We start from the raw sequence: 22,378 nt of genomic DNA on the forward strand, positions 1-22,378 counted from the left end.
TGTTAATAAATTTAATTATGCGGTGAAGAATCTATTTTGTAGGTTAAACTAATTATAACGAGCTATTTAAAGTTTAATTATGTTAAAACAGATTTTAAATTATAATAAGAAAATAGGTAAGCTGATTTAATATAAAATTAAATATGATTTAAATTGTTTTATCCGTATCTCTGCCTTTAGATATATAATGCCTGTTAATGACGGTGTAGATTATATTATGTAAAATTAGTGTATGATTAATTTAATTTTAACTTGAAATAAAATTAAATATGAGGTAATTGTTTTATCCGTATCTGTCCCTGCCTTTTAAAAAGATATACACGATAAAGGCTATGACAAGTATAATGATTATTGGTAGCAAGAACCATATTATCTTGAGTAAAATTACTGCAACTATAATAGCTATTATTATATATATGATATCTCTAAATTCCATATATCCTAATTGTATTTTAATATATTTATACATTTTTATGTTTCACATGACTTAATTTACTAATAAAACAATATTTGGGAGATATATAATGAAAATACTTGTTATAAATAATCATGGACAGTACAATCACAGAATTCATAGAACATTACATTATTTAAAGATTCCTTCAGAATTAATTCCTAATTCAACATCTATTGATGAAATAAATGAAAAAGAACCAGTAGGCCTCATACTAGGTGGAGGACCGTCTATAGAACGGGCTGGAAATTGTTTTGAATATGTTAAAGAATTGGATTATCCTATTTTAGGAATTTGTCTTGGCCATCAAATAATAGCAAAAGCTTATGGTGGAGAAGTAGGATCTGCAGGGATGGAAAGTTATGCAAAAATTGAAATTACCATAAAAGAAGAGAATGATATCTTTAAGGGACTTGGAGATACCATGAAAGTCTGGACATCCCATAAAGATGAAGTTACAACATTACCTGAAGGTTTTAAACTACTTGCAACATCTCCAATTTGTGAAATTGAAGCAATGAAGCATGAAACTAAACCTTTATATGGTATACAGTTCCACCCTGAAGTTCATCATACTGAAAATGGGCCAAAACTACTGGAAAATTTCTATGAATTTTGTAAGAATTACTCCAGTCAGTAAAAAATAAATTAATTCACTTTTTAAATTTTGAAAATAAAATTAAAAGAAATTAGTGCCATTTTAGGCGCTAAATATTTATTTTTCTTCATGATATTCTTCTTCGGTATTTATACACCAGAGATTATCTTTAGAAGTAACTCCTTTTATGATATTGTCAACTGCAGTCATTGCGGTAAGCATAGAATGGTCCATGTTGTTGTACCTATGCATTCCGTTCCTTCCAATTAAAAATAGGTTCTCAAACTTATTTGTGAAGTCTTTAACAGTGTCAAACTGGTCGTAAGTACCAAAGTATGCAGGATAAGTTTTTTGAACTCGTATTACCACGTTGTCAAGCACGTCCTTTTTGTCGATGATGTCAATTTTTACAAGTTCGTCTATGGCAAATTTTGAGAAGTCTTCATCGCTCATAGTCCAGTATTCATCTCCTTCATCACAGAAGTATTCAAGACCAATCCATGTTTTAGAATCATCATTTACAAGATAAGGGCTCCAGTTGTTGAATATTTGAAGCCTACCAATTTTAACATCACGTTCCTGTATATAAATCCAGTTATCAGGGACTATATTATTGATGGTTTTTTGATTAGTCTTATTTTTTATTTTAAGTTCATTTAAAAGTAATCCTACTGTAATAAAGTCACGGTATATCAATCCGTTTGCAACATCCTGAACATTTTGAGGTACATTTTCTGTAGCGTTAATTAAATCTTTAACTGGCATTGTTGAGAAGAAATAATCTCCTTCTACTGATTTTATTTCACCTGTTTTGGCGTCTTTAATTTTAATTTGCTTTACTCCGTTATTATCGTGTTCAATTCCAACAGCTTCCTGATTGAAGTGTATTTCGCCCCCGTTTTCAGTGATAATTCTTGCTACTTCTTCCCATATTTGTCCTGGTCCATATTTTGGGTACATAAATTGTCCTATTAAGCTTGTTTCTACGTTTTTCTGTGCTATAGAATCGTTTTTTGAAAATCCGCTTTTTAATGCATGGGTGACAACTTTAGTTATGGATAAGCCTTTTACCCTTTGGGCTCCAAAATCGGGTGCAATCTCACTGCAGGGAACTCCCCATAGTTTTATATTATAATCATCAAAGAAAGTACCGTAAAGTTCTTTACCAAACCTGTTGATATAAAAGTCTTCGAGGGTATTTTCCTCTTTAATCGGAGATATTGTGACTTTAGCGTAACTTAGGCCTATCTTAATCATTCTTAAGGCGCCTAAATTTCGAATGGTGTTGGAATTTAATTTAACAGGGTAATCAAAAAATTTTCTAAGGAAATAAATCCTTGAAAGACGCCCTCTGTTAAGCATTACTTTATCTTCTTTTTCAGGATCAGGTGCTGCAATTTTTTTAGCTTCTTTTTGCCCTATTTCTCTTTTTAAGCATTCTTTCTCCAATGGAACTTCTCTTCCAAGGGTTAAATCGTCTTTTGCAGGTGTCCCTTGTAGCGGCATGATATTCTGCCACCATTTCATAACTCGATCATTTTTTGAAAAGAATCTGTGACCGCCTATGTCTATATGATTGCCCTTATATTCAACGGTTTTTGAGATTCCTCCAATATCTTCGCTTTTTTCATAGATAATTGGTTTGATATCAGTTTTGTCGAGTAATTCATAAGCTGCAGTTAATCCTGCAGGTCCTGCTCCTATTATAATCGCTTTTTTTTGACTCATATCGGTACTCCTTGATTAAATCATTGTATTTTGATTATTATCGACGTTTTTACTAAGCATCGCTTTTAGTATACTAACTATTTTTATAATTGCAATTTTTGACTAATAATATTGTGTATCCTTATAAATAATGTTAATTTCGTTGAGAAATTTTTAGTATATTAATTGTGGTTTTTAATTGATAAGAATAGGGTTATATCCTTATAAATCTTGTTAATTCCTTGCAGGAATTTTTAGTACATTAATTGTAGTTTTAAATTGATAAGGATAAGACAGCCCTATTTAAATAATGTTAATTTCCTTGCAAAAAAGTTCCAGAATAATACTAAAGCAGCTGTAAGAACATAGGATACATATAAACCTATGTTATGACTTGAATTGTATAGATGAACATTGTAGAAAATTTGATAAAAACCCACGAAATCTACAAAGAACCACATAAATACTTCAGTTAGTACCATTCCTATAACACCAATAACTGCAAAAATCACAAATTCTGACCACATATTGTCAATTGCATGTTTGTTAAAGACCCAGTTAATACTCAAAGCATAGTTAGCTATTAATCCTAAAATAAATGCCAGTGGTGTAGCAATAAGATAATTGATATTGACGTTTGTAAATATCATAAATGCTGCAAATTGCACTAAAAATGCAGCTCCCCCAACGAACATGTAACGGAAGAACTGAATATGTGTTTGATCTGTTTGATTTTTTAGTAATTTGTCTATAATAGTATCTTCTATATCTGTCATTTAATATCTCCATCTAAAATAAGTAAGATAATTGTAAATATGTATTATATTATTCTAAATTTTATTCTGTATAAATCTTTGCTATTTGGTTCTCATTTGTCCTGCATATAAAATATTCATTTTAACATTCGTTATATTTTTCTATTTTTTATAAGAACGCTTTATTCATTGATTTTTTTAAGTAATAATTACTTATAATAAATACTCAACTGGCAGATTATTAGAGTATATGAAATTAGGTTATTCATTAAAAATTAGAATATGTGGAATGATATTTTTAATTAAAACAAACTTTAAGCTTTAATATGTTAACTAATCAGATGTAATAATCAAATATAAATATTAAAAGTGTAATTGACAGGAAAATAACAACATATGCAATTAATATTAGATTCAAGTTATCATAAACAATTTTAATAACAGGCTTACCTTTAATAACCAGTTTGCCGTTTATTGTTTCATAATAATTCTCAAAATCTCTTATTTTGTATAACAGTAAAAACAATAAAGGAATGATAAGAATGATATACCTTCCCTGAATTCCATCTATAACATTCTGGCCAACAGGAGTCCATGTAATATACACACCAGCACATGCTACAATAAAATTCATAATAAAGATCCCTGCTGAGATTGATTTTTGATTTCTTGTTATATTTATCCTGCTTTTATCAAGTAAAGCTACAGGAATTATTGTAGCTATATAAGCACCTATCCACCATGTAGGTAAGGGAACATCTAACCAGAAGTTACCTATAAATAAAAATTGATAGGATGCCCCATTAGTAATAAGTGTATTTATCAATATGTAAGGAAATCTGAAAGGATCTCCTAAGATATAGGTAATTTGACCTGAGATGGATACCTGTGGTATAATTGGCACATAGAGACTTTTAACAATAAGATTCCAGATACCAACAACTGCAATTATAGCTGAAAATAATAATCCTGTTACTTGAAGCATTTTTTTTCTGTTTCCAAATTTTTGTGCAGGAATGAGGAAGATCAAAAATAACAATAGGATATAATTCCATTTGGTAAGTGCAAGTAATATGAAAAGTATAAATAGAATATAAACCTTTTTTACGTCTATTTTAGTTATATGATCGTCAAAAGCATATTTAAAGAAGACTGCAATGATTAAAAAAGATAATCCCAATAAAAAGCTATCTGCAGAAAGTGAAGCCGCCTCAAAAAGTGTTATTGGAATTAATGATATCATCAGAAAAACCCATTTGTGGACAGGGGTTATTTTGATCGCTAAATATGTAAGAAAGACCCATACCAGCAGGTTTGCTAATCTTCCAATGTACATTAGTACTAAAGGAGCTAGATTAAATAATTTTCCGAGGTCTATGGCGAATGCAGAGATTAGGTAGGGGACTGGTGAATAAGTAATTACAAGAATTCTGGAGATGTCTTCGAAGACCATGTTTTTGCTGTTAAATGGTATACGTAGAAGTGGTGTTAAGTTTGTTTTGTTGTCTCTGTTTTGAAGAAAGGTGTACCACTCTTGATTGACGGTATCGGATGTAAACTTCACACTTTTGGGGACGTAAACCCCTGACAGGTTGCCTAGTTTTTCTGGTACTACATGTCCTTCGCTTACATATAATGACCTGTAGAAGTGTTCGTATTCATCAGGAACCTGGAAAGCAGGAGTTGCAAGAAGAAAACCTAATCCATAGATTAATCCTATAATAAGAAATGCAGTTTGAGGATTAACCTTGTTTATCATAATTGAAAATGTTTATAAGATCTATAAAAATATTAGTATAAAATTTTTAGTGAAAAAGGGTATAATTATGTAAGTATCGGTGATTTAATTAAATATAATATCTTGTTATAAATATTAAAAGCGTAATTGACAGGAAAATAACAACATATGCAATTAATATTAAATTTAAGTTCTCGCGAATAATTTTAACAACAGCTTTATCTTTAATAACCAGTTTATTGCTGTCTATTTTTTTATAATAATTTTCGAAATCTTTTACTTTGTACAACAACAGGAAGAGAAGCGGGAATATTGGAATGAAATATCTTCCTTGAATTCCATCTATAACATTCTGGCCAACAGGAGTCCATGTAATATACACAAGGGCACATGCAATAATGGCGTTAAGGATGAAAGTCACTGCCGAGATTAATTTTTGATTTCTTGTTATATTTATCCTGTTTTTATCAAGTAAAGCTGCAGGAATTATTGTAATTAAATAAAAACCTAACCACCATGTCGGTAAGGGGATATCCAGCCAGAAATTACCTACAAATAAAAATTGGTAGGATAAGCCGCGGCTAATAAATGTGTTTATTAGTAAGTAGGGGAACCTGAAAGGATCTCCTAAAAGGTAGGCGATTTGGCCTGAAATGGATACTTGTGGTATAATAGGGGCATAAAGCCCGTTAACAATAAGATTCCAGATACCTACAACTGCAACCACGACTAAAAATAAAGATCCTGTTACTAAAATTCTGTTTTTCCTGTTCCCAAATTTTTGTGCAGGAATAAGGAAGATCAAAAATAACAGTAGGATATAATTACTTTTTGCAAGTCCTACCAGCAGGAGAAGTATGCCTAAAATATAAATCTCTTTAAAGCCTATTCTCTTTTTATTATCATCAAATGCATATTTGAAGAAAATTGCAATGATTAAAAAGGATATTCCCAGTAAAAAACTGTCTGCAGAAAGTGAAGCTGCCTCAAAAATTGTCATTGGAAGCAATGCTAACATAAAGAAAACCCATTTATGGACGGGGGTTATTTTGATCGCTAAATATGTGAGAAAAATCCATACCAGCAGGTTTGCTAATCTTCCAATGTACATAAGTACTAAAGGAGCTAAATTAAACAATTTACCAAGATCTATAGCAAATGCAGACATTAGGTAAGGTACGGGGGAATAAGTAATTACTGCAATTCTGGAGATGTCTTCGAAGACCATATTCTTGCTGTTAAATTGCAAATGTAAAAGCGGAGCTAGATCTGTCTTATTGTCTCTGTCCTGAAGGAATGTGTACCATTCCTGATTAACTGTATCTGATGTAAACTTCACACTTTCAGGAACGTAAACCCCTGACAGGTTGCCTAACTTTTCGGGTACTATATGCCCTTCGCTTACATATAATGACCTGTAAAAGTGTTCGTATTCATCAGGAACCTGAAAAGCAGGAGTTGCAAGAAGGAAACCTAATCCATAAATTAGCCCTATAATAAGAAAAGCGGTTTGAGGGTTGATATCTCTGAACTTGTTCATCATTGACACAGACTCGGAATTTTTATTTATATCTGGTGGATTGAATTATCAAAATTGAGGTTAATATATTTCCATGTTAATCAATAAAAAGTTATTCTATTAACTTTCTAAATAGTAGTACTAACTATGAACTGGAATTCAGGAATTTAAATTTTTCAGGGTTTGCAGATATGATTTTATTTTCATTGTTTTTATAAACTGAAATATCTTCTTTTAATTGATTTATGTGGGGATACAGATCAACTGGGTCAACTTTTTCCTGTCCCTGATTTAAATCATTATTTTTCACTTTGTTTAAATATATTTGAAAATCTAATAATTTAGATGTTGTTTGCAGCACAAGAATATCGCTGTTAATATATTCTGTGTAAACACCACTTGCATGGGTTAATGCGTCACTATCACTTTTTAAAGCTTTTGATATTTCATCTGAGCTCTTTTGAAACATTATAGCTGCGTTTGCATAGTCATTTTTGTTTTCATAAACACTTGCCTGGTTTGAATAATTACTGGCGGCTATTTTATGAGTTAAGGATATTTGTAAGTATTCCTGAGTTTTTGAGAGGTTGTACTGTTCATATCCGTAGTATCCACCTAATCCTATTGCAATGATTAGTATAACAGATAAAATTTTATATTTTTGGTTCAAAAAATTCCCTCTATATCTATTAAAATCAAGTGTGACACTTTGATTAGTTTTTATAGCATTATTATAACTAATTTATTATTGTTATACATATAAAAATTTTTTCAAAATATTTTATCACAAAAATGGGATATAAATTCATTTAAAAATAGAAGCTATGGTTAAATAGTGGAACAATATCTCTAAATTGGGGTTTATTTTTAGATTGGTTAGTGCTAATCATGCAATAAAAAAAGTTAAAGTATATGGATATGTATCAGTTGCGTTAGTTCTTGTTGTATTGGTGTTATTCTGGTGATATTTGTTTTGCTGGTTTGATTATAAATTTTAACAGTATGTGAAAATATTTGGTCATTCATTATAAAAAATAGGTTTGCAATGCCAAGTTTAATAAATTAAAAAATTTAGATCAATATTTTAAGATATTATTTGGTTAAATGATTTAATTAAATTTAGATAAAATTTTATGGTTTTATATGTATAAATAGAATATTATAACTATTTATCTTTTACAATCTAAATTTTACATAGAAAATAGGATATTTTGAAATGTATACTGGTGTTGTTTATGAGTTCATCTGATGATAATAAAAAAGAATCGTTAATTAAACTGGCTACAAACATTATGAGTCATAATCAATCTTTAGAAAGCTTTAATAAAGGTTTAGAACTTGTTAATGAAGCATTAAAATTGGATCCAGATTATGCTTTAGCATGGAATCTTAAGGGCAACGTGCTTATAGGGATGGCCAATCTTGAAGAAGGAATTGAATGTTTAGATAAGGCTATAAAACTAGATCCTGAATTAGCAGCTCCCATGTATAGTAAAGCACTGGTTTATCAAAAGTTAGGTAAATATGAAGAGGCAATTGAGTACTTTGATAAATCTCTGGATTTAGGCTTTAAAAGCTTTGAAAATCGCTATGTGGATATTTACTTTAGAAAAGGGCTAATTTTAAACCAGATTGGCCGATATGGGGATGCAGTTGAGTCATTTGATGAAATCCTGAAAATAAATCCATATAGTTTTGACGCGTTAGTTAGCAAGAGTTTAGCTCTAGGATTCCTTAATAAATATGATGAAGAGCTAGAATGCTTAGAAAAAGTTTTAGAACTGGATCCTGAAAATCCTATGATTTGGGCTAATAAAAGTGCGGTTCTTAATGAGCTTAAAAAGTTTGAAGAAGCTCTTAAATGTACAGATAAAGCCCTTGAAATTCTTGAAGATAAAGGGTTAGGTGTGCAAAATAAAAATCAAAACAAACAGGTCACATGGCATGTCCGCGGAAACAGTTTTCTGGGTCTTAAAAAGTACGATGAAGCTGTAAAAAGTTTTGATGAATCTTTGAGATTATATTCTGAAGGGGATATACCTCAAGTGTATATTGATAGTTTAATCGGTAAAGGTAATGCTCTTGCGGGCCTTAATAAATTTAAAGAAGCTTTAGAGTGTTATAATTGGGTGTTGGAATTGAGTCCAGATTCTGCGGCTGCTAAAAAAGGAAAAGCGGATATTTCAGCGTATAAATCTGAAAAATAATAACGAAATTTTTCTTGTATTTTTATGTAATAGATACTAAAAATTATAAGGATTAATGGTGATATTAATCTTTAAAGAGTTCAGGAAAGGAACATAGTACTGATATTATGATTTATGTTACCTGAATTAAATTAACTGGTTTGAAATTATAAAATTTTCAGTCCAGTATTGTATTTGCGAATTTAAAAATGACTTGTATAAATATAAGATATAACCGCAGAAGATACTTTATTTAAATAAATGAAAATTTTAACAGGTTTTAGGTGAAAAAAAATGCTTGATCCATCTGATTTTATAAAGGAATCAATTGAAGGAATTAAAAAACAAATAGGGGACGAAAAAGCAATAATAGCTCTTTCTGGAGGGGTAGATAGTTCTGTTGCATCAGTATTAGTCTCTGAGGCGATAGGAGATAACCTCCTGGCAGTGTTTGTTGATCACGGCCTTTTACGTGAAGGGGAGGCGGAATACGTTAAAGAAACATTTGAACCAAGACTTAATTTTGACTGCATTGATGCAAGTGCTGAATTTTTAAAGGAACTTGAGGGAGTAGAAGACCCTGAAGAAAAACGAAAAATTATAGGTGAAGTTTTTATAAGAGTCTTTGAAAGAGAAGCAGAAAAAGAAGGTGCTAAATTCTTAGTACAGGGTACAATTGCACCTGACTGGATAGAAAGTGAGGGGAAAATTAAATCTCACCACAATGTAGCTTTACCTCATGGGCTGGTTTTAGAACTGGTAGAACCTATAAGGGAACTTTACAAGGATGAAGTGAGAGTTGTGGGGGGTGAAATGGGTCTTCCAGATGAAATAGTCAATAGACAGCCATTCCCGGGTCCTGGACTTGCAGTCCGTGTGGTTGGAAAATTAACGGAGGAAAAAATAGAAATCTGCAGAAAGGCTAATGCTATCGTGGAAGAAGAAGTTAAAAAAGAAGGGCTTGACGAATCGCTCTGGCAGTACTTTGCAGTTTTAACAGATACTAAAGTTACAGGAGTTAAAGGAGATATAAGGGACTTTGGGTACCTTGTAGTTTTACGTATGGTGGAATCGTGGGATGCAATGACTGCTAATGTGCCTGAACTTCCATGGGAAATGATAAGAACAATTTCAGCACGAATTACTGCTGAAGTTTCTGAAGTAACTCATGTGGCTCTTTCAGTTAGTGATAAACCCCCTAGCACTATTGAGTTTGCATAATTTAATTAAATTTAACTTACTTTTTTTATCATTTTTCAGGTTAAATCATGACCAATGTTGAAAGATTTAAAGAAATAATTACTCAAATTCCATTTGATCACAGTGATTTAAAAGTGGTAAATAGAAAAGAGTATCAATCTTTATTTGAGGAATTATTTGAGATCTATAAGACATCTAGCCCTTTAGAAAAGTCTTCTATAAATGAATTTGTTCAAAACGATAGCAATTTAAGTTACAAACTTGTTCATTGGATCCCTCCATGTTTAGAATCTGATCCAAAACGTTATGTAATGTACCGGCTTATTTCAGCTACTATTCGTAATGGAACACCTGATTTTCGTGATGATCTTCTTGAACTGGTGCATTTATGGGATTTTTTAGAAGAAAAAGGATTAAATGCTCAAGAAACTTTTAAAGAAGCTATAAATATTAGCGGTTCTTTCCTTTTTGATCAAATTATGGATCCAAAGCGCAGGGAAGAGCTGAGATTTTAATAAGGGGAATTTTAGTATTTGTTCAATGATTGAAGCAATTCTAACATATATTTAGCGAGGAATAAATAGGAGATTTATTATTTAATCTTTTAATGAATAGGGCCATATCTAGTAAAAAAGGTAGTATTAAGGTTTAGCGCGTGAAATAAATGAAACCAGACGAAATCACTCATGAAACCATATTTAAAATGATGGTTCAATTCCGGAGAATCACAAAGAAGTTCAACGAACTGGAAAAGATGTCCATAGATGTTGGAAATGGAGAAAAACTTTATCCTTCTGAATTTCATGTTATAGTGGCTGTTGGAAGCGGTTATGAGAATACTGTTACAGGGCTAAGTAGAAGACTTGAAATTACGAAAGGCGCTGTTTCACAGGTTGTAAATAAACTTCAGGATAAAGGTTTCATAAATAAGGAACGAAATAAGGATTATGGGAAAGAGATTATCTTATCTTTAACTGAAAAGGGGCAAAATGCATTTAAAATTCAGGATAATTTCCATAAAAAGATGGAATGGGAGTTTATAAACCATTTAGAAATGTTTACTCCTGAACAAATTGACTCTTTTCTCCATATTTTGCCTAAAATTGAAGAATATATCGATACCTTTTTAAAGAATAAAAAATAATATTTTTTTTATCAAACAGTTTAGTAACTAAACTGTTAGGAGATAATATTATGTCCATAAAAACAGCAGTTAAAGATCATTTTTCATATAGTCCAATTTCAAGGCACCTGAAGAATCATTTTGATTATTTGCATGGATTTAACGGTATGAAATTAGCTTATCAAGATGAAAATCTTTTAATGAGGAAATTCACAGTTCAGGATGTGGATAAATGTGCCGAACTGTTTAAAGAAGTGTTTTCAGCCTATCCATGGTATGATAACTGGGTATCTTTTGAGCAGGCAAGAACCTATTTAATAGAATTAATTGAAAACCCTGTTTTTGAAGGATATGTTGCATATGATGGATTAAATCTGGTAGCAGTTTGCTTTGGTCACAAGAAGTCCTGGTGGATGGGAAAAGAATTTTTCATAGATGAGTTTTATGTGAGAAATGAAAGCCAGGGAAATGGAATTGGAACCAGAATGATGGATTATATAAAAAAACAGCTTATTGAAGAAGAGTACACACGTTTGGTTTTATTAACCAATAAAGGGATACCTGCTGAGGAATTTTATATTAAAAATGGATTTTATAATGATAATGACAGGACAGTCATGATTAAAGTGTTATAACTTATTTTATTAGAATAAAAGATATTTGAAAAAATTTTACAGGATTCATATTTTAAATTACTGAATTTGTAAAATCATGCATTTTAAATAGTTTTGAGCCTATTAGTGGATTGGCCCACTTCAGTATAACTAAATGGAGGGTTATCCTTTAAAAATCAATTCTTAGTGTTATATATTGTCTTAACACCTATTTTTAACTTTATTTTTTATTATAACTCATTGCAGTAAAATCATTTTAGAAGAAACCTATTTTTGGAATTAATGAAATGAGTTAAATATATATAGATATTTTTAATAATGTAAAACCTCATATTAAATTGTAAAGTTTAAATTCGCATATTTTAGTGGGCTGATTTAAATGAAAAATACTAATACTCATTTGGAGCTTGAAAAAAAAGTTCAATTTTTAGAATCTATTTTAGATTCAGCTAATGAAGGTTACTGGGAGTGGGATCTCACAACAAATAAAGTTATTTTTAACCGTGCATGGTATAACCTTTTTAATTATGATTTATGTGAATTACCACAAAGTTTTGAAGCATTTGAAATTCTTTTACATCCGGATGATAAAGAAAAAACACTAGAATCTCTTAATTATAATATAAATAATGGTAGTGATGGTTATAAAATTGATTTTAGAATGATTAAAAAGTCAGGTGAAATTTGCTGGATTTTGAGCCGAGGCAATATTGAACGTGATGGTGAAGGTAATCCTTTTAGGGTAATAGGGACCCATTTTGATATCACTGATTATAAATTAAGGGAAGAACAGGTTAAATATTTAAATTCTATTTTATTGGCTATACGTGACATTAATCAGCTTATTGTAACTGAAAAAGATAAAAATAACCTTTTAAATAGGGCCTGTAAAATTTTAAGCGAGACAAGGGGTTTTGACTTAGTCTGGATTGGAGAGATTGAAGAAAATAGTTATAATGTCATTTCAAAGGCATTTTCTGGTTCTTACATAGCATTTTCAGATTTAATGAATGTAACATGGGATGATTCACTGACTGGCCAGGGGCCTACGGGTAAATCCATTAAAACAGGTAAACCGTGTATTGTAAATAATATTGGTGATAACTTTAATTTTACACCTTGGTTAGATGCAGTCAACAGATATGGATTTAATTCTGCAGTTGCAATGCCTTTAACTAATAATGAAAAAATTTGGGGAAATTTAACCATTTATTCTAGTCACATTAATATTTTTGATGATGAAGAAATATCACTCCTTAAGGAAGTGGCTGCAGATATAAGTTTCGCGATCCGTGCATTTGAACTGGAAAATCAACGTAAAAAAGCAGAAGAACAAAAAAGGAAGTTGATTGAAGAGTTACAGCAATTTACAGAAGAATTAGAAGTATCTAATGAAAAGTTACAGGCTACAATGGAGGAACTACAGTTATCCAATGAAGAACTCCGGCAGCAGGGGAATAAATTAATTGAACTTAACCACGCCCTGCGTAGTAGTGAAGAAAGATCACAAGCTTTAATTAATAATTCAAACGATATAATCCACATACTTGATGAAAATGGTAATATAAAGTTTGATTCTCCATCATCAACACGAATTTTGGGCTATCCTGAAAAATATTTTATAGGAAAGAATCCTTTCGATTATATCCATCCTGAAGATCGTGAAATGGTGATGAAGAACCTGCAGGAAGTTTATGAAAAACGAAATCTTGGAATTTCCAATGAATTCCGGATAAAAAAAGCCGATGGCAGCTATCTTCCTGTAGAATCAGTTTTTCAAAATCTAATGAATGTTCCAGGAATAAAAGGTATTGTGGTGACCACTCACTCCATTAAAGATCGTAAAAATGCAGAAGAAGTCTTGAGAATATCAAATATATATAACCGTAGTCTTATTGAGGCTAATTTGGATCCTCTTGTGACTATTGGGCCTGATGGTAAGATCACTGATGTCAATAGTTCTACTGAGTCTGTCACGGGTTATTCCCGTAAAGAATTAATTGGCACTGAAGTTTCAAATTACTTCACAAAACCTGGGCAAGCTAAAGAAGGATACCAAAAAGTGTTCAAAGAGGGATGGGTCCGTGATTATCCTCTGGAAATTGTACATAAAAATGGGGATATAACTCCAGTTTTGTACAATGCATCAGTTTATAAAGACGAAAATGGAAAAATTGTGGGCGTTTTTGCTGCAGCACGCGATATAACAGAGCTTAAAAAAGCTGAAGAAGAAATTCAAAGGCTGGCAAACCTCGTGGAATCATCAAATGATGCAATAATAACTAAAGATCTTGATGGAGTTATAATAAGTTATAATAAAGGGGCAGAGAGGTTATATGGTTATACTGCCCAGGAAGTCAAAGGAAAAAACATAGCTATGCTGACACCGCCCCATTTAAAAAAGGAAGTAAAACATTTCATTGAACAGATTAAAAACGGAAAAAGGGTTTTTCACTATGAAACCAAGAGGGTAAGTAAAGATGGTATGGAAATAGATATATCCCTTACGTTATCTCCAATCATCGATCAATTCGGGAAGTTGAGCGGAATTTCAACCATTGCCAGAGATATCTCTGAAAGTAAAAAAGCTGAAGAAAAGATTGAACTGGCAAGTAAGTATAATCGTAGCCTTATTGAGGCCAGTTTGGATCCTCTTGTGACTATTGGGCCTGATGGTAAGATCACTGATGTCAACAGTTCTACTGAGTCTGTCACGGGTTATTCCCGTAAAGAATTAATTGGCACTGACTTTTCAGATTATTTCACAGAACCTGAAAAAGCCAGAGAAGGTTACCAGGAAGCATTTCGGGAAGGAAGAGTACGTGATTATCCTTTGGGAATTAAAAATAAAGATGGTTATTCAACACCAGTATTATACAATGCTTCTGTTTATAAAGATGAATTTAAAAATGTTACAGGAGTATTCGCTGCTGCACGTGATATTACAGAGCTTAAAAAAGCAGAAAATGAGATTAAAGCATCTCTTAAGGAAAAAGAACTTCTTTTAAAGGAGATACATCACAGGGTTAAAAATAATCTGCAGATAATCTCAAGTCTGCTTGACCTCCAGGCGAATTATGTAGATGATACTGAGACCATTAATGTTCTGCATGAGAGTCAAAACAGGGTTAAATCCATGGCTATGATTCATGAAATGCTTTATCAATCCCCCGATTTAACCAGTATAAATTTCTCAAATTACATTAAGAGCTTGATTCAAGATTTAGTTTATTCTTACGGTACAAAAAGCAACATCAGGCTGATCATCGATTTGGAAGAGGTTTTCTTAAATATTGAAACTGCAATTCCATGCGGGTTAGTAATAAGTGAACTTGTTTCTAACAGTTTGAAATATGCATTTCCCCAGGATAATGTAATGGGTGAAATATTTATAGGTCTCTCCTCACTTTCACAAGGATATGAACTCATTGTCAGTGATAATGGGATTGGTTTACCTGAAAATATTGATTTGAATAATATAGAATCATCATTAGGACTGAGACTAGTAGATATGTTAGTAAAACAGATTGAAGGCTCAATAAAGTTAGAAAAAGAACAGGGGTCTATGTTTAAGGTAACATTTAAAGAATTAATCTATAAAAAGAGGTTTTAATTAATTAAAATTGGTAGAGGACGTATGTTGAGTTAAGGCACCTCAAAAATTAAATTGGATTTATGAAAATAAATCCTGATTTTCACGTGCATTTAAGTTAGCCTGGAAAGACATGGCAACTATTGGATTTGCAGCCACTTCAGGTATTCCTAAATCTTTTAATACCATTTTACAGAATTCCATTGGATCTGCAGATTTGTCTGTCTGGCTAATTTTAACCACTGACTCGTGGATGCTTTGAAGATAATCAAGCGCTCCATCCATAACATGGTATGCTTCTTCACCGTTTTTAGGGTCATCCCATGCTGCAAGCAGTGCTTCAATTCCATGAATAGACTTAAGCTTCTTAATTGATTTTACAGAGGTTTCAACGTCTTCATAAATGGGCAGGTCCCCTTTAAGTGGAACAGCGTCTCCTGTAATGATAACTCCTTCTTCTTCAATTAAAAGAGAAATAGATCCTTTAGAATGCCCGGGGGTATGGATAACCTTTAATTCAATATTTTTACCTAACTCTACGATTTCTCCTTCTTCAAGGGTAATATCAACATCAACTGGGTCTTCTACCAGCAGATGGAAATTTGGTACTGGACGTTCTTTTGCCTGTAATTCAACATCTTCGATCCATGGTATTTCTCCAGAGTGGGCTGCAACCTGGCACCCCGATTTTTCTTGTATGGACTTGGCTGATCCAATATGGTCTGGATGTGAATGTGTTAAAATCATTAAAGAGATATCTTCAGGTTTTAAACCGATTTTCTCCATATAATCAAAGATCACACCTTCAGATGCCACAACTCCGCTGTCAATTAAGCATACCTGTTCTCCATTTACCAGGTATGAATAAACGAATCTATCAAGCGTTCCTAATTCAGTTTTTACCTGAAAAGGAATTTTTATTGCGTGGACATTTTTTGTAATTTCCATATTTTTAACTCCTTAGTGATCTTTTTATTCATTCAGTATATTCAAGAAGAATACTCATCTAAAATTCATCTTATTTATAGTTTACAGCTGTTTTTATCCATTCATCTGTAGAAACAACTTCACTGAACCTCATGGCTTGTGTAATTAATATGGCTTTATGCAGTTCTTCAGTACTGATTTCTCCTGCAGAATTTGATATATCGAGTGTTCTGTAGCATCACTTAAAAACTCCACATTAAAGCTAAAGTGCATTGCCTGTATTGCAGTTGTATCGCAGCACATTGGGGTTATGTATCCACTGATTACAAGGGCATCTATGTTATTTTTTTTAAGCCAGAGCCCTAATTTTGGTCCCGTGAAACATCCGAAATTTTTCATTTCGCTGCTGCAAAAATGTTGTTTTTGGAAGCCGTCGAAAAATTTCCAATTTTTCGGGTATTCGAAAATCAAAGATTTTCGAGAGCTTCCAGGTAAATTTTTCTCCATGATTTTGTCATATCCTCTTTTTAAGACTTTATTATGGATTCTATGTTCATCAGTACCCTTTTTAAATGTAGCTGAATCTTTCCAGGGATTGATATGTTGAATGGAAAGTACTGGAATTTTATTTTCATTTGCAAAATTTATAACTAATAATATTTTCAAAACTGTTTTCGGGATAGGTAACTGGTAATTTACCTGTGAAATATTCGTTCTGTACATCTATTACAAGTAATGCTCTCCTCATATTTTCCCTCATTTTCTAATTTACTTGTTAATAAAATTTAAAAAATATTTTATAGTTAACTGGATAATATGGTCATCTTTTCATAATGTTCATATCTTATAAGTGACTATAACTCTTTAAGTAATATTTTGGAGCGGGTTCTTGGTGAGTGAAGACAGGGCTAAAGAATTGTTTTTCAGTTATTATGGTAATGAATTTTTCATGTGGAAAGATGGTGATTTAGACGAATATAAAAGTTATAATATATCTAAATGCCAGGAATTACATTGGAGAGGGGAATTAATAGATAAATTATGCTCAGAACTTGAGGTTAAACATAGTAGTTCGCTTAATGGGTTGATACTAATTATAAACTATTTTGGCGAATATGATTTATTAGAAAAAGTACTGTATTTTATTTCAGATAATTACGGCGAAGCAGATTCTTTTTTAAAACTCAGATATGCTGAAGAGTTATTTGACATAATAGAAAAGAGCAAATTTCATGAGCATGCACCTGAATATACTCTTTTAGAAACTAAAAAATTTATTATAGTTATAATTAATGATATTTTAAGCAATAAAATAAAAATAAGCGCTGAATCTGAGAAAATTCTGGAATTTAATAGAGATATGCCAAATGAAACTTATCTTGTCGTGAGGACTCAAGATTTACTTAAAAAAATTGAATTTTATGATATATAACTCCTGGAAATCCTTTATTTTGTATATATTTTTAAATTTAAGTGTCTCATTAATGTTTAAATAATGTTTTTAAGGGCTCATACTTATTTTTAATGTCATTTATTTTTTTCTTATTTTCATGAAAGTTTATATATAACATGTTCTATATTATGATATAAGTTATATATAACAAGTTATATATGAACTGTTAAATTTCATGGAGGTTGAAGAAAATACGAAGTATTTTCAAAACCCCAAAAACAAAGTTTTTGGAGGTTCTCAAACATTATGTGTTTGGAACCTTTCGAAAATTAAAAAAATTTTCGAAGCCATAGGAAACATAGTTCCCTGGCCACAAATCGGGGCATGTAGAAATCGAAGATTTTTGCTGCATGTAAACATCTACGATGTTTACTGTTACGAACTTCGTTCGTAAACATAGAAAATCTACGATTTTCTAAAGATTTGTAGGGACCGAACACAATGTGTTCGACGGCCATAAATCGAAGATTTGGGGGTTGACAAAATTCATTCTGAATTTCGAGAACCCCAAATTTTTGTTAACAAAAATTTGGAGGAATTGTAATGTCGTTATCACATGCAATACTGGGCCTTTTAACTTACAGGCCAATGTCTGGTTATGGTCTAAAGAAAATATTTGATAAATCAATATCTCATGTATGGGCAGCCAGTTTGAGTCAAATTTACAGGGAATTATCAGCTTTAGAAAAAAAAAGATATGTAAAATCAACTATTAAAAAGCAGGAAGATCGGCCGGATAAGAAAATATATAATATAACTGAAGATGGTAAAAATGCATTTCAAGAGTGGCTAAAGGATTTCTCAGGAACTTTTTCGTCCACAAAAAGGGATGAATTCATGCTCAAAATTTTCTTCGGGTCAAAATTAGAAAAAGAACAGTTAATAACAGAATTTAATCAATTTATTTTGCAAAAAAAAGAATATCTAAAATCATTGAAAGAGATAGAAAAGAATTTTGGTAGATACCGCCATGAGTTTACAGTAGATATCCCTGAAAAAGAAGAGATTTTCTGGAATTTTACCATTAAAAGAGGCATAATGAATTTAGAAACTGCTATAAAATGGGCTGAAGGATGTATTGTGGAATTAGAAAAGATTAAAGATTAATATGGGGGGAATAAGAAATGAAAACTAAAATATTTTACTTCACTGGAACTGGTAACTCATTATCTGTGGCAAGAGATATTGTTAATAAACTTGAAGATGCAGAACTTGTTTCAATTCCAGCAGTTATTGATGGAAATATTGAAGCCAATGCTCCAGTTATTGGAATTGTTTTCCCAGTTTATATGTGGGGAATGCCCAATATGGTCGCTGATTTTGTTCAGAAACTTAAAATAAGCAGTGATCAATATATTTTTGCTGTAACCACATGTGCAGGTCAGCCGGGTGAAACACTGGTTCAGCTGCAAAAGATGCTTCAAAAGAAAGGTACAGAGTTACATGCGGGTTTTGCAGTTAGGGAAACTGCTAATACGATTCAGGAAGACAATATTTTCATTAAAATGGCCATGTTAATTGAAAGGAACAGCAAGATAACTAAATCTGGAAAGGAGAGGCTTTCAGAGATGGTAGAAGTTATAACTAATAAAAGGAAACACGAACCTGAAACAAGTTCAGCGCTGCTTAATAAATTTGGTAACTTCGTTTATGGAATGGGAATGAGCAGGATAAACACAATGGGTAAATTTTGGGCTGATGAAAAATGCAGCATGTGCTTAAACTGCCAAAAGATTTGCCCGAGCAACAACATTGAAGTAATGAGTGATAAACCTCACTGGAATCAAAACTGTGAGTTTTGTCAGGCGTGTGTTCAGTGGTGCCCTAAAGAAGCAGTTCATATTAAAAATGAAGATCCTAAAAGGCGGTATCATAACCCTGAAATAAAGGTAAATGATATAATGATAAGGTAGGAGTGGGTTTTTTGAAAGTGACTGATAATGTTTATGCATTGGATTCAACAAAAGGAAATTATGCTTATCTAATTTTTGGTGAAGAAATTATTTTAATAGATACAGGACGTCCTGGACAGGGAAAAGGGATTTTAAATGATTTGAAGTCTGTGGGCATAGAACCTCAAGATGTTAAACATATTTTAATAACACACCATGATGTAGACCATATTGGGAGCCTTGCTTTCCTGCAGCAGGCGACTGGGGCTAAAATATGGGCCTCAAAAGAGGATATCCCTTATATTTATGGAGAAAAAAATCGTCCGGGTATCAAAAAATTGATTTCATATATTATGAGGGTTAAAAAGCCGGAAAATATAAATCTTTATCCTGAAGATGGAAAAATGGGAGATATTGTAGTTATAGCAGCTCCAGGACATACTCCTGGGCACGTATGCATCATTTACAACGGCGTTTTATTTGCTGGTGACTTATTCAGGACATCAAAGGGAAAAATAGCTCCCATGAAATCATTTATGAACTGGAACGACTCTGTTTTAAAAGAGTCATTGGTTAAAATTGATAATTATGATTTTGAGTGGATATGTCCTGCCCATGGCGAACCACTTAAAAGAAATGGACAGCTGAAAGAATTGTATTAATATATAGCTTAGATGGGGAAAATATATGGAAAATATTCACAATCAGGAATACTGGGATAAAGCAGCCGAAGAAAAGGAATTTCCGACCCCTTTTAAAATTGAAGAGTTTGAAAAATTTGTACCCAAGGAAAGAAGCATATTAGATGTAGGCTGCGGTTATGGGAGAACATTGGGTGAACTTTACAAACACGGCTTTAATAAATTGGTAGGTATTGATTATTCTCAAGGAATGGTAGAACGAGGTTTAAAAGAGCATCCCTATTTAAATCTCATTAAAAATGATGGGGACAGTATACCGTTTCAGGATAACAAATTTGATGCAGTGCTTCTTATTTCTGTGTTAACGTCCAATGTTAAAGATGAAGAACAGGAAAAACTGATTTCAGAAATCTTAAGGGTGCTTAAAGACGGAGGGATCCTGTATCTAACTGATTTTTTAATAAATGATGATAAAAGAAATCTTGGGAGATACCAAAAATATGAAGATAAATACGGGATTTATGGTATTTTTGAACTTCCAGAAGGTGCAGTTTTGAGACACCATACTGAAGAACATATTTTAGAATTGACAAATGATTTTAATAAAATGGTATTTGAAAAAACAGTCTTTGATACTATGAACGGCCATAAATCAAATGGATTTTATTATGTTGGGCAGAAAAAAAGAGTGTATTAAATTGTTTAGTGGTTATCTCCACCATCTATTTTCAGATAAGTTAAGGGTGATATTCCTCAATTATTCCATCATAGTTATTTGCACTCTCTACAATTGGGCCTTTAACTGCAAAAACAAATCAAATGTTACTTCATCTTATAGAAAGTAATTTATCATTTTTTTTAACATCAAAGCATTTTGCTGTTTCTTCAGGCAGTTTTAAAATTCCATTGGTGTTGATATTAACCCAGCAGTAGTGCCTCCCTTTGTATTTTACGCATTTTCCTTCAGGCAGCGAATAATCCTCAATGTTGGGATAATCTGTTAGTAGTCCTTTCATTATGGACTGTTTTATTAGGCCTAATCTGGATACAACAAATCCTCCGGATGTTTTACTTCCAGATATAATTATCAATTTTCCTTCTTTAAGCAGATCATACTCCAAAATAATTTCATCAGGAATTTTTATGTGTAGATCTCCGCTAATGGGTGACCATCCAAAAATGTATTTTCCGCCTTTGTTTATCTGAGGCCTGCAAAATCTATCAAAATTTTAGATTTTGCGGTTCAGGAAACTTGAGTTTCCTTCAACAAATTTAATCTCCTTTTAAATTTTTTTCTATTGTTTTTATTGCTCCATTAGAATGGACTCTGGTCACATGATACGCATCATTTAATTTTGTCTTTAATTTTGGAATTGAGTTTTTAACCAGTTCTGGCCTATTTTTACCCATAACTCTGAAAAATTCTGGAGCTTCGCTGCGAACTTTTTTATCTGCATCGTTTAATAATTCTTCATAAATATGAATGTAGTTTCTGAACAAATCTGGTTTTGTATTTCCTATATTTTCCGACGCCCATATCATACTAACACGAACTTCAGGGCATTGATCATCGTGTTTATCAATAATTTTATCAATGTGTTCTTCTATTAGCTCGGGTTTTGCTCTACCAATCCATCCTAATGCAAAAAGAGCATATTCTCGTATCTGATCATTTGAATGGTTCACAAGGTTAAAAAGTCTTGAAATTGAATGTGTATACCATTCTGGCTTCTTTTTACCGATTATACCTGCTGACCAGCAGGCATATGCACATATCTCTTGATTTTCATGATATAATTTTTCGGTAAGATGTGATCTGTATTTTTCAACAATCAATGGATTTTTAGAAGCCATGCGAGAAATTTTTTTAAATGCTTTTAATGATTCAATATCATTGGGACCATTTAAACTATTGATTAAATTCAGTATATTTTCCATAAAATACTACCTGCAACATAATGGATTTTTAATTCAATGTC

At 31.9% G+C, this 22,378-nt stretch carries 21 protein-coding genes; 12 read left to right on the forward strand and 9 right to left on the reverse strand.

Going from position 1 to position 22,378, the window contains the following annotated elements:
- The first annotated feature begins 524 nt into the window (after nucleotides 1-524).
- Nucleotides 525-1,094, forward strand: a complete 570-nt coding sequence (locus ASJ80_RS00930) for a GMP synthase subunit A (RefSeq protein WP_069583427.1) — start codon at nucleotides 525-527, stop codon at nucleotides 1,092-1,094.
- Between the two features lie 75 nt (nucleotides 1,095-1,169).
- Here ASJ80_RS00930 and ASJ80_RS00935 read toward each other — a convergent pair whose 3' ends face one another.
- The 5 genes from ASJ80_RS00935 to ASJ80_RS00955 form a co-directional block, all read right to left on the reverse strand.
- Nucleotides 1,170-2,780, reverse strand: a complete 1,611-nt coding sequence (locus ASJ80_RS00935; RefSeq protein WP_069583428.1) for an NAD(P)/FAD-dependent oxidoreductase — start codon at nucleotides 2,778-2,780, stop codon at nucleotides 1,170-1,172.
- Nucleotides 2,781-3,058: 278 nt separating this feature from the next.
- Complete coding sequence (locus ASJ80_RS00940) at nucleotides 3,059-3,535, reverse strand: GtrA family protein (protein WP_069583429.1); 477 nt, start codon at nucleotides 3,533-3,535, stop codon at nucleotides 3,059-3,061.
- A 316-nt stretch (nucleotides 3,536-3,851) separates the two neighbouring features.
- Nucleotides 3,852-5,273: a DUF2142 domain-containing protein gene (locus ASJ80_RS00945; RefSeq protein WP_069583430.1), complete on the reverse strand. Its 1,422-nt coding sequence runs from the start codon at nucleotides 5,271-5,273 to the stop codon at nucleotides 3,852-3,854.
- Between the two features lie 88 nt (nucleotides 5,274-5,361).
- Nucleotides 5,362-6,795, reverse strand: coding sequence for a DUF2142 domain-containing protein (locus ASJ80_RS00950; protein WP_069583431.1), 1,434 nt, complete (start codon nucleotides 6,793-6,795; stop codon nucleotides 5,362-5,364).
- Between the two features lie 121 nt (nucleotides 6,796-6,916).
- A complete protein-coding gene (locus tag ASJ80_RS00955) occupies nucleotides 6,917-7,441 on the reverse strand; it encodes a hypothetical protein (RefSeq protein WP_069583432.1) in 525 nt (174 codons plus the stop codon).
- Nucleotides 7,442-8,006: 565 nt separating this feature from the next.
- Here ASJ80_RS00955 and ASJ80_RS00960 point away from each other — a divergent pair.
- The 6 genes from ASJ80_RS00960 to ASJ80_RS00985 all read left to right on the forward strand — a co-directional run bounded on the left by ASJ80_RS00960 (nucleotide 8,007) and on the right by ASJ80_RS00985 (nucleotide 15,507).
- On the forward strand, nucleotides 8,007-8,978 hold the full coding sequence (locus ASJ80_RS00960; protein WP_069583433.1) for a tetratricopeptide repeat protein: 972 nt from the start codon (nucleotides 8,007-8,009) through the stop codon (nucleotides 8,976-8,978).
- A 273-nt stretch (nucleotides 8,979-9,251) separates the two neighbouring features.
- Complete coding sequence (guaA, locus tag ASJ80_RS00965) at nucleotides 9,252-10,178, forward strand: glutamine-hydrolyzing GMP synthase (RefSeq protein ID WP_069583434.1); 927 nt, start codon at nucleotides 9,252-9,254, stop codon at nucleotides 10,176-10,178.
- 47 nt (nucleotides 10,179-10,225) lie between these two features.
- On the forward strand, nucleotides 10,226-10,672 hold the full coding sequence (locus ASJ80_RS00970; protein WP_069583435.1) for a hypothetical protein: 447 nt from the start codon (nucleotides 10,226-10,228) through the stop codon (nucleotides 10,670-10,672).
- Between the two features lie 149 nt (nucleotides 10,673-10,821).
- Nucleotides 10,822-11,301 carry a MarR family winged helix-turn-helix transcriptional regulator gene (locus tag ASJ80_RS00975; RefSeq protein WP_069583436.1) on the forward strand — a complete coding sequence of 160 codons (480 nt, stop codon included), beginning with the start codon at nucleotides 10,822-10,824 and terminating at the stop codon, nucleotides 11,299-11,301.
- A gap of 50 nt (nucleotides 11,302-11,351) precedes the next feature.
- Nucleotides 11,352-11,915, forward strand: a complete 564-nt coding sequence (locus ASJ80_RS00980) for a GNAT family N-acetyltransferase (RefSeq protein ID WP_069583437.1) — start codon at nucleotides 11,352-11,354, stop codon at nucleotides 11,913-11,915.
- Nucleotides 11,916-12,273: 358 nt separating this feature from the next.
- A complete protein-coding gene (locus ASJ80_RS00985) occupies nucleotides 12,274-15,507 on the forward strand; it encodes a PAS domain S-box protein (protein WP_069583438.1) in 3,234 nt (1,077 codons plus the stop codon).
- A gap of 60 nt (nucleotides 15,508-15,567) precedes the next feature.
- Here ASJ80_RS00985 and ASJ80_RS00990 read toward each other — a convergent pair whose 3' ends face one another.
- Nucleotides 15,568-16,434, reverse strand: coding sequence for an MBL fold metallo-hydrolase (locus tag ASJ80_RS00990; protein ID WP_069583439.1), 867 nt, complete (start codon nucleotides 16,432-16,434; stop codon nucleotides 15,568-15,570).
- A gap of 144 nt (nucleotides 16,435-16,578) precedes the next feature.
- Complete coding sequence (locus ASJ80_RS17410; protein ID WP_069583440.1) at nucleotides 16,579-17,136, reverse strand: isochorismatase family protein; 558 nt, start codon at nucleotides 17,134-17,136, stop codon at nucleotides 16,579-16,581.
- Between the two features lie 166 nt (nucleotides 17,137-17,302).
- Here ASJ80_RS17410 and ASJ80_RS01000 point away from each other — a divergent pair, with 166 nt between their 5' ends.
- The 5 genes from ASJ80_RS01000 to ASJ80_RS01020 all read left to right on the forward strand — a co-directional run bounded on the left by ASJ80_RS01000 (nucleotide 17,303) and on the right by ASJ80_RS01020 (nucleotide 21,096).
- Nucleotides 17,303-17,845, forward strand: a complete 543-nt coding sequence (locus tag ASJ80_RS01000; protein WP_141705173.1) for a hypothetical protein — start codon at nucleotides 17,303-17,305, stop codon at nucleotides 17,843-17,845.
- Nucleotides 17,846-18,409: 564 nt separating this feature from the next.
- Nucleotides 18,410-18,973: a PadR family transcriptional regulator gene (locus ASJ80_RS01005; RefSeq protein WP_069583442.1), complete on the forward strand. Its 564-nt coding sequence runs from the start codon at nucleotides 18,410-18,412 to the stop codon at nucleotides 18,971-18,973.
- Between the two features lie 17 nt (nucleotides 18,974-18,990).
- Nucleotides 18,991-19,779, forward strand: a complete 789-nt coding sequence (locus ASJ80_RS01010; RefSeq protein ID WP_069583443.1) for an EFR1 family ferrodoxin — start codon at nucleotides 18,991-18,993, stop codon at nucleotides 19,777-19,779.
- Between the two features lie 17 nt (nucleotides 19,780-19,796).
- Nucleotides 19,797-20,420, forward strand: coding sequence for an MBL fold metallo-hydrolase (locus ASJ80_RS01015; RefSeq protein WP_245837439.1), 624 nt, complete (start codon nucleotides 19,797-19,799; stop codon nucleotides 20,418-20,420).
- Nucleotides 20,421-20,445: 25 nt separating this feature from the next.
- On the forward strand, nucleotides 20,446-21,096 hold the full coding sequence (locus ASJ80_RS01020; RefSeq protein ID WP_069583445.1) for a class I SAM-dependent methyltransferase: 651 nt from the start codon (nucleotides 20,446-20,448) through the stop codon (nucleotides 21,094-21,096).
- Nucleotides 21,097-21,226: 130 nt separating this feature from the next.
- On the opposite strand, the gene ASJ80_RS01025 is transcribed toward ASJ80_RS01020, so the two are convergent.
- Nucleotides 21,227-21,520 (reverse strand): hypothetical protein, encoded by a 294-nt coding sequence (locus tag ASJ80_RS01025; RefSeq protein WP_083240926.1) that lies wholly within the window; start codon nucleotides 21,518-21,520, stop codon nucleotides 21,227-21,229.
- A 151-nt stretch (nucleotides 21,521-21,671) separates the two neighbouring features.
- Complete coding sequence (locus ASJ80_RS01030) at nucleotides 21,672-22,337, reverse strand: HEAT repeat domain-containing protein (protein WP_069583446.1); 666 nt, start codon at nucleotides 22,335-22,337, stop codon at nucleotides 21,672-21,674.
- Nucleotides 22,338-22,378: the final 41 nt, after the last annotated feature.

It is taken from the genome of Methanobacterium bryantii (assembly GCF_002287175.1).
In the GTDB taxonomy this organism is placed as follows: Archaea; Methanobacteriota; Methanobacteria; order Methanobacteriales; family Methanobacteriaceae; genus Methanobacterium_D; species Methanobacterium_D bryantii.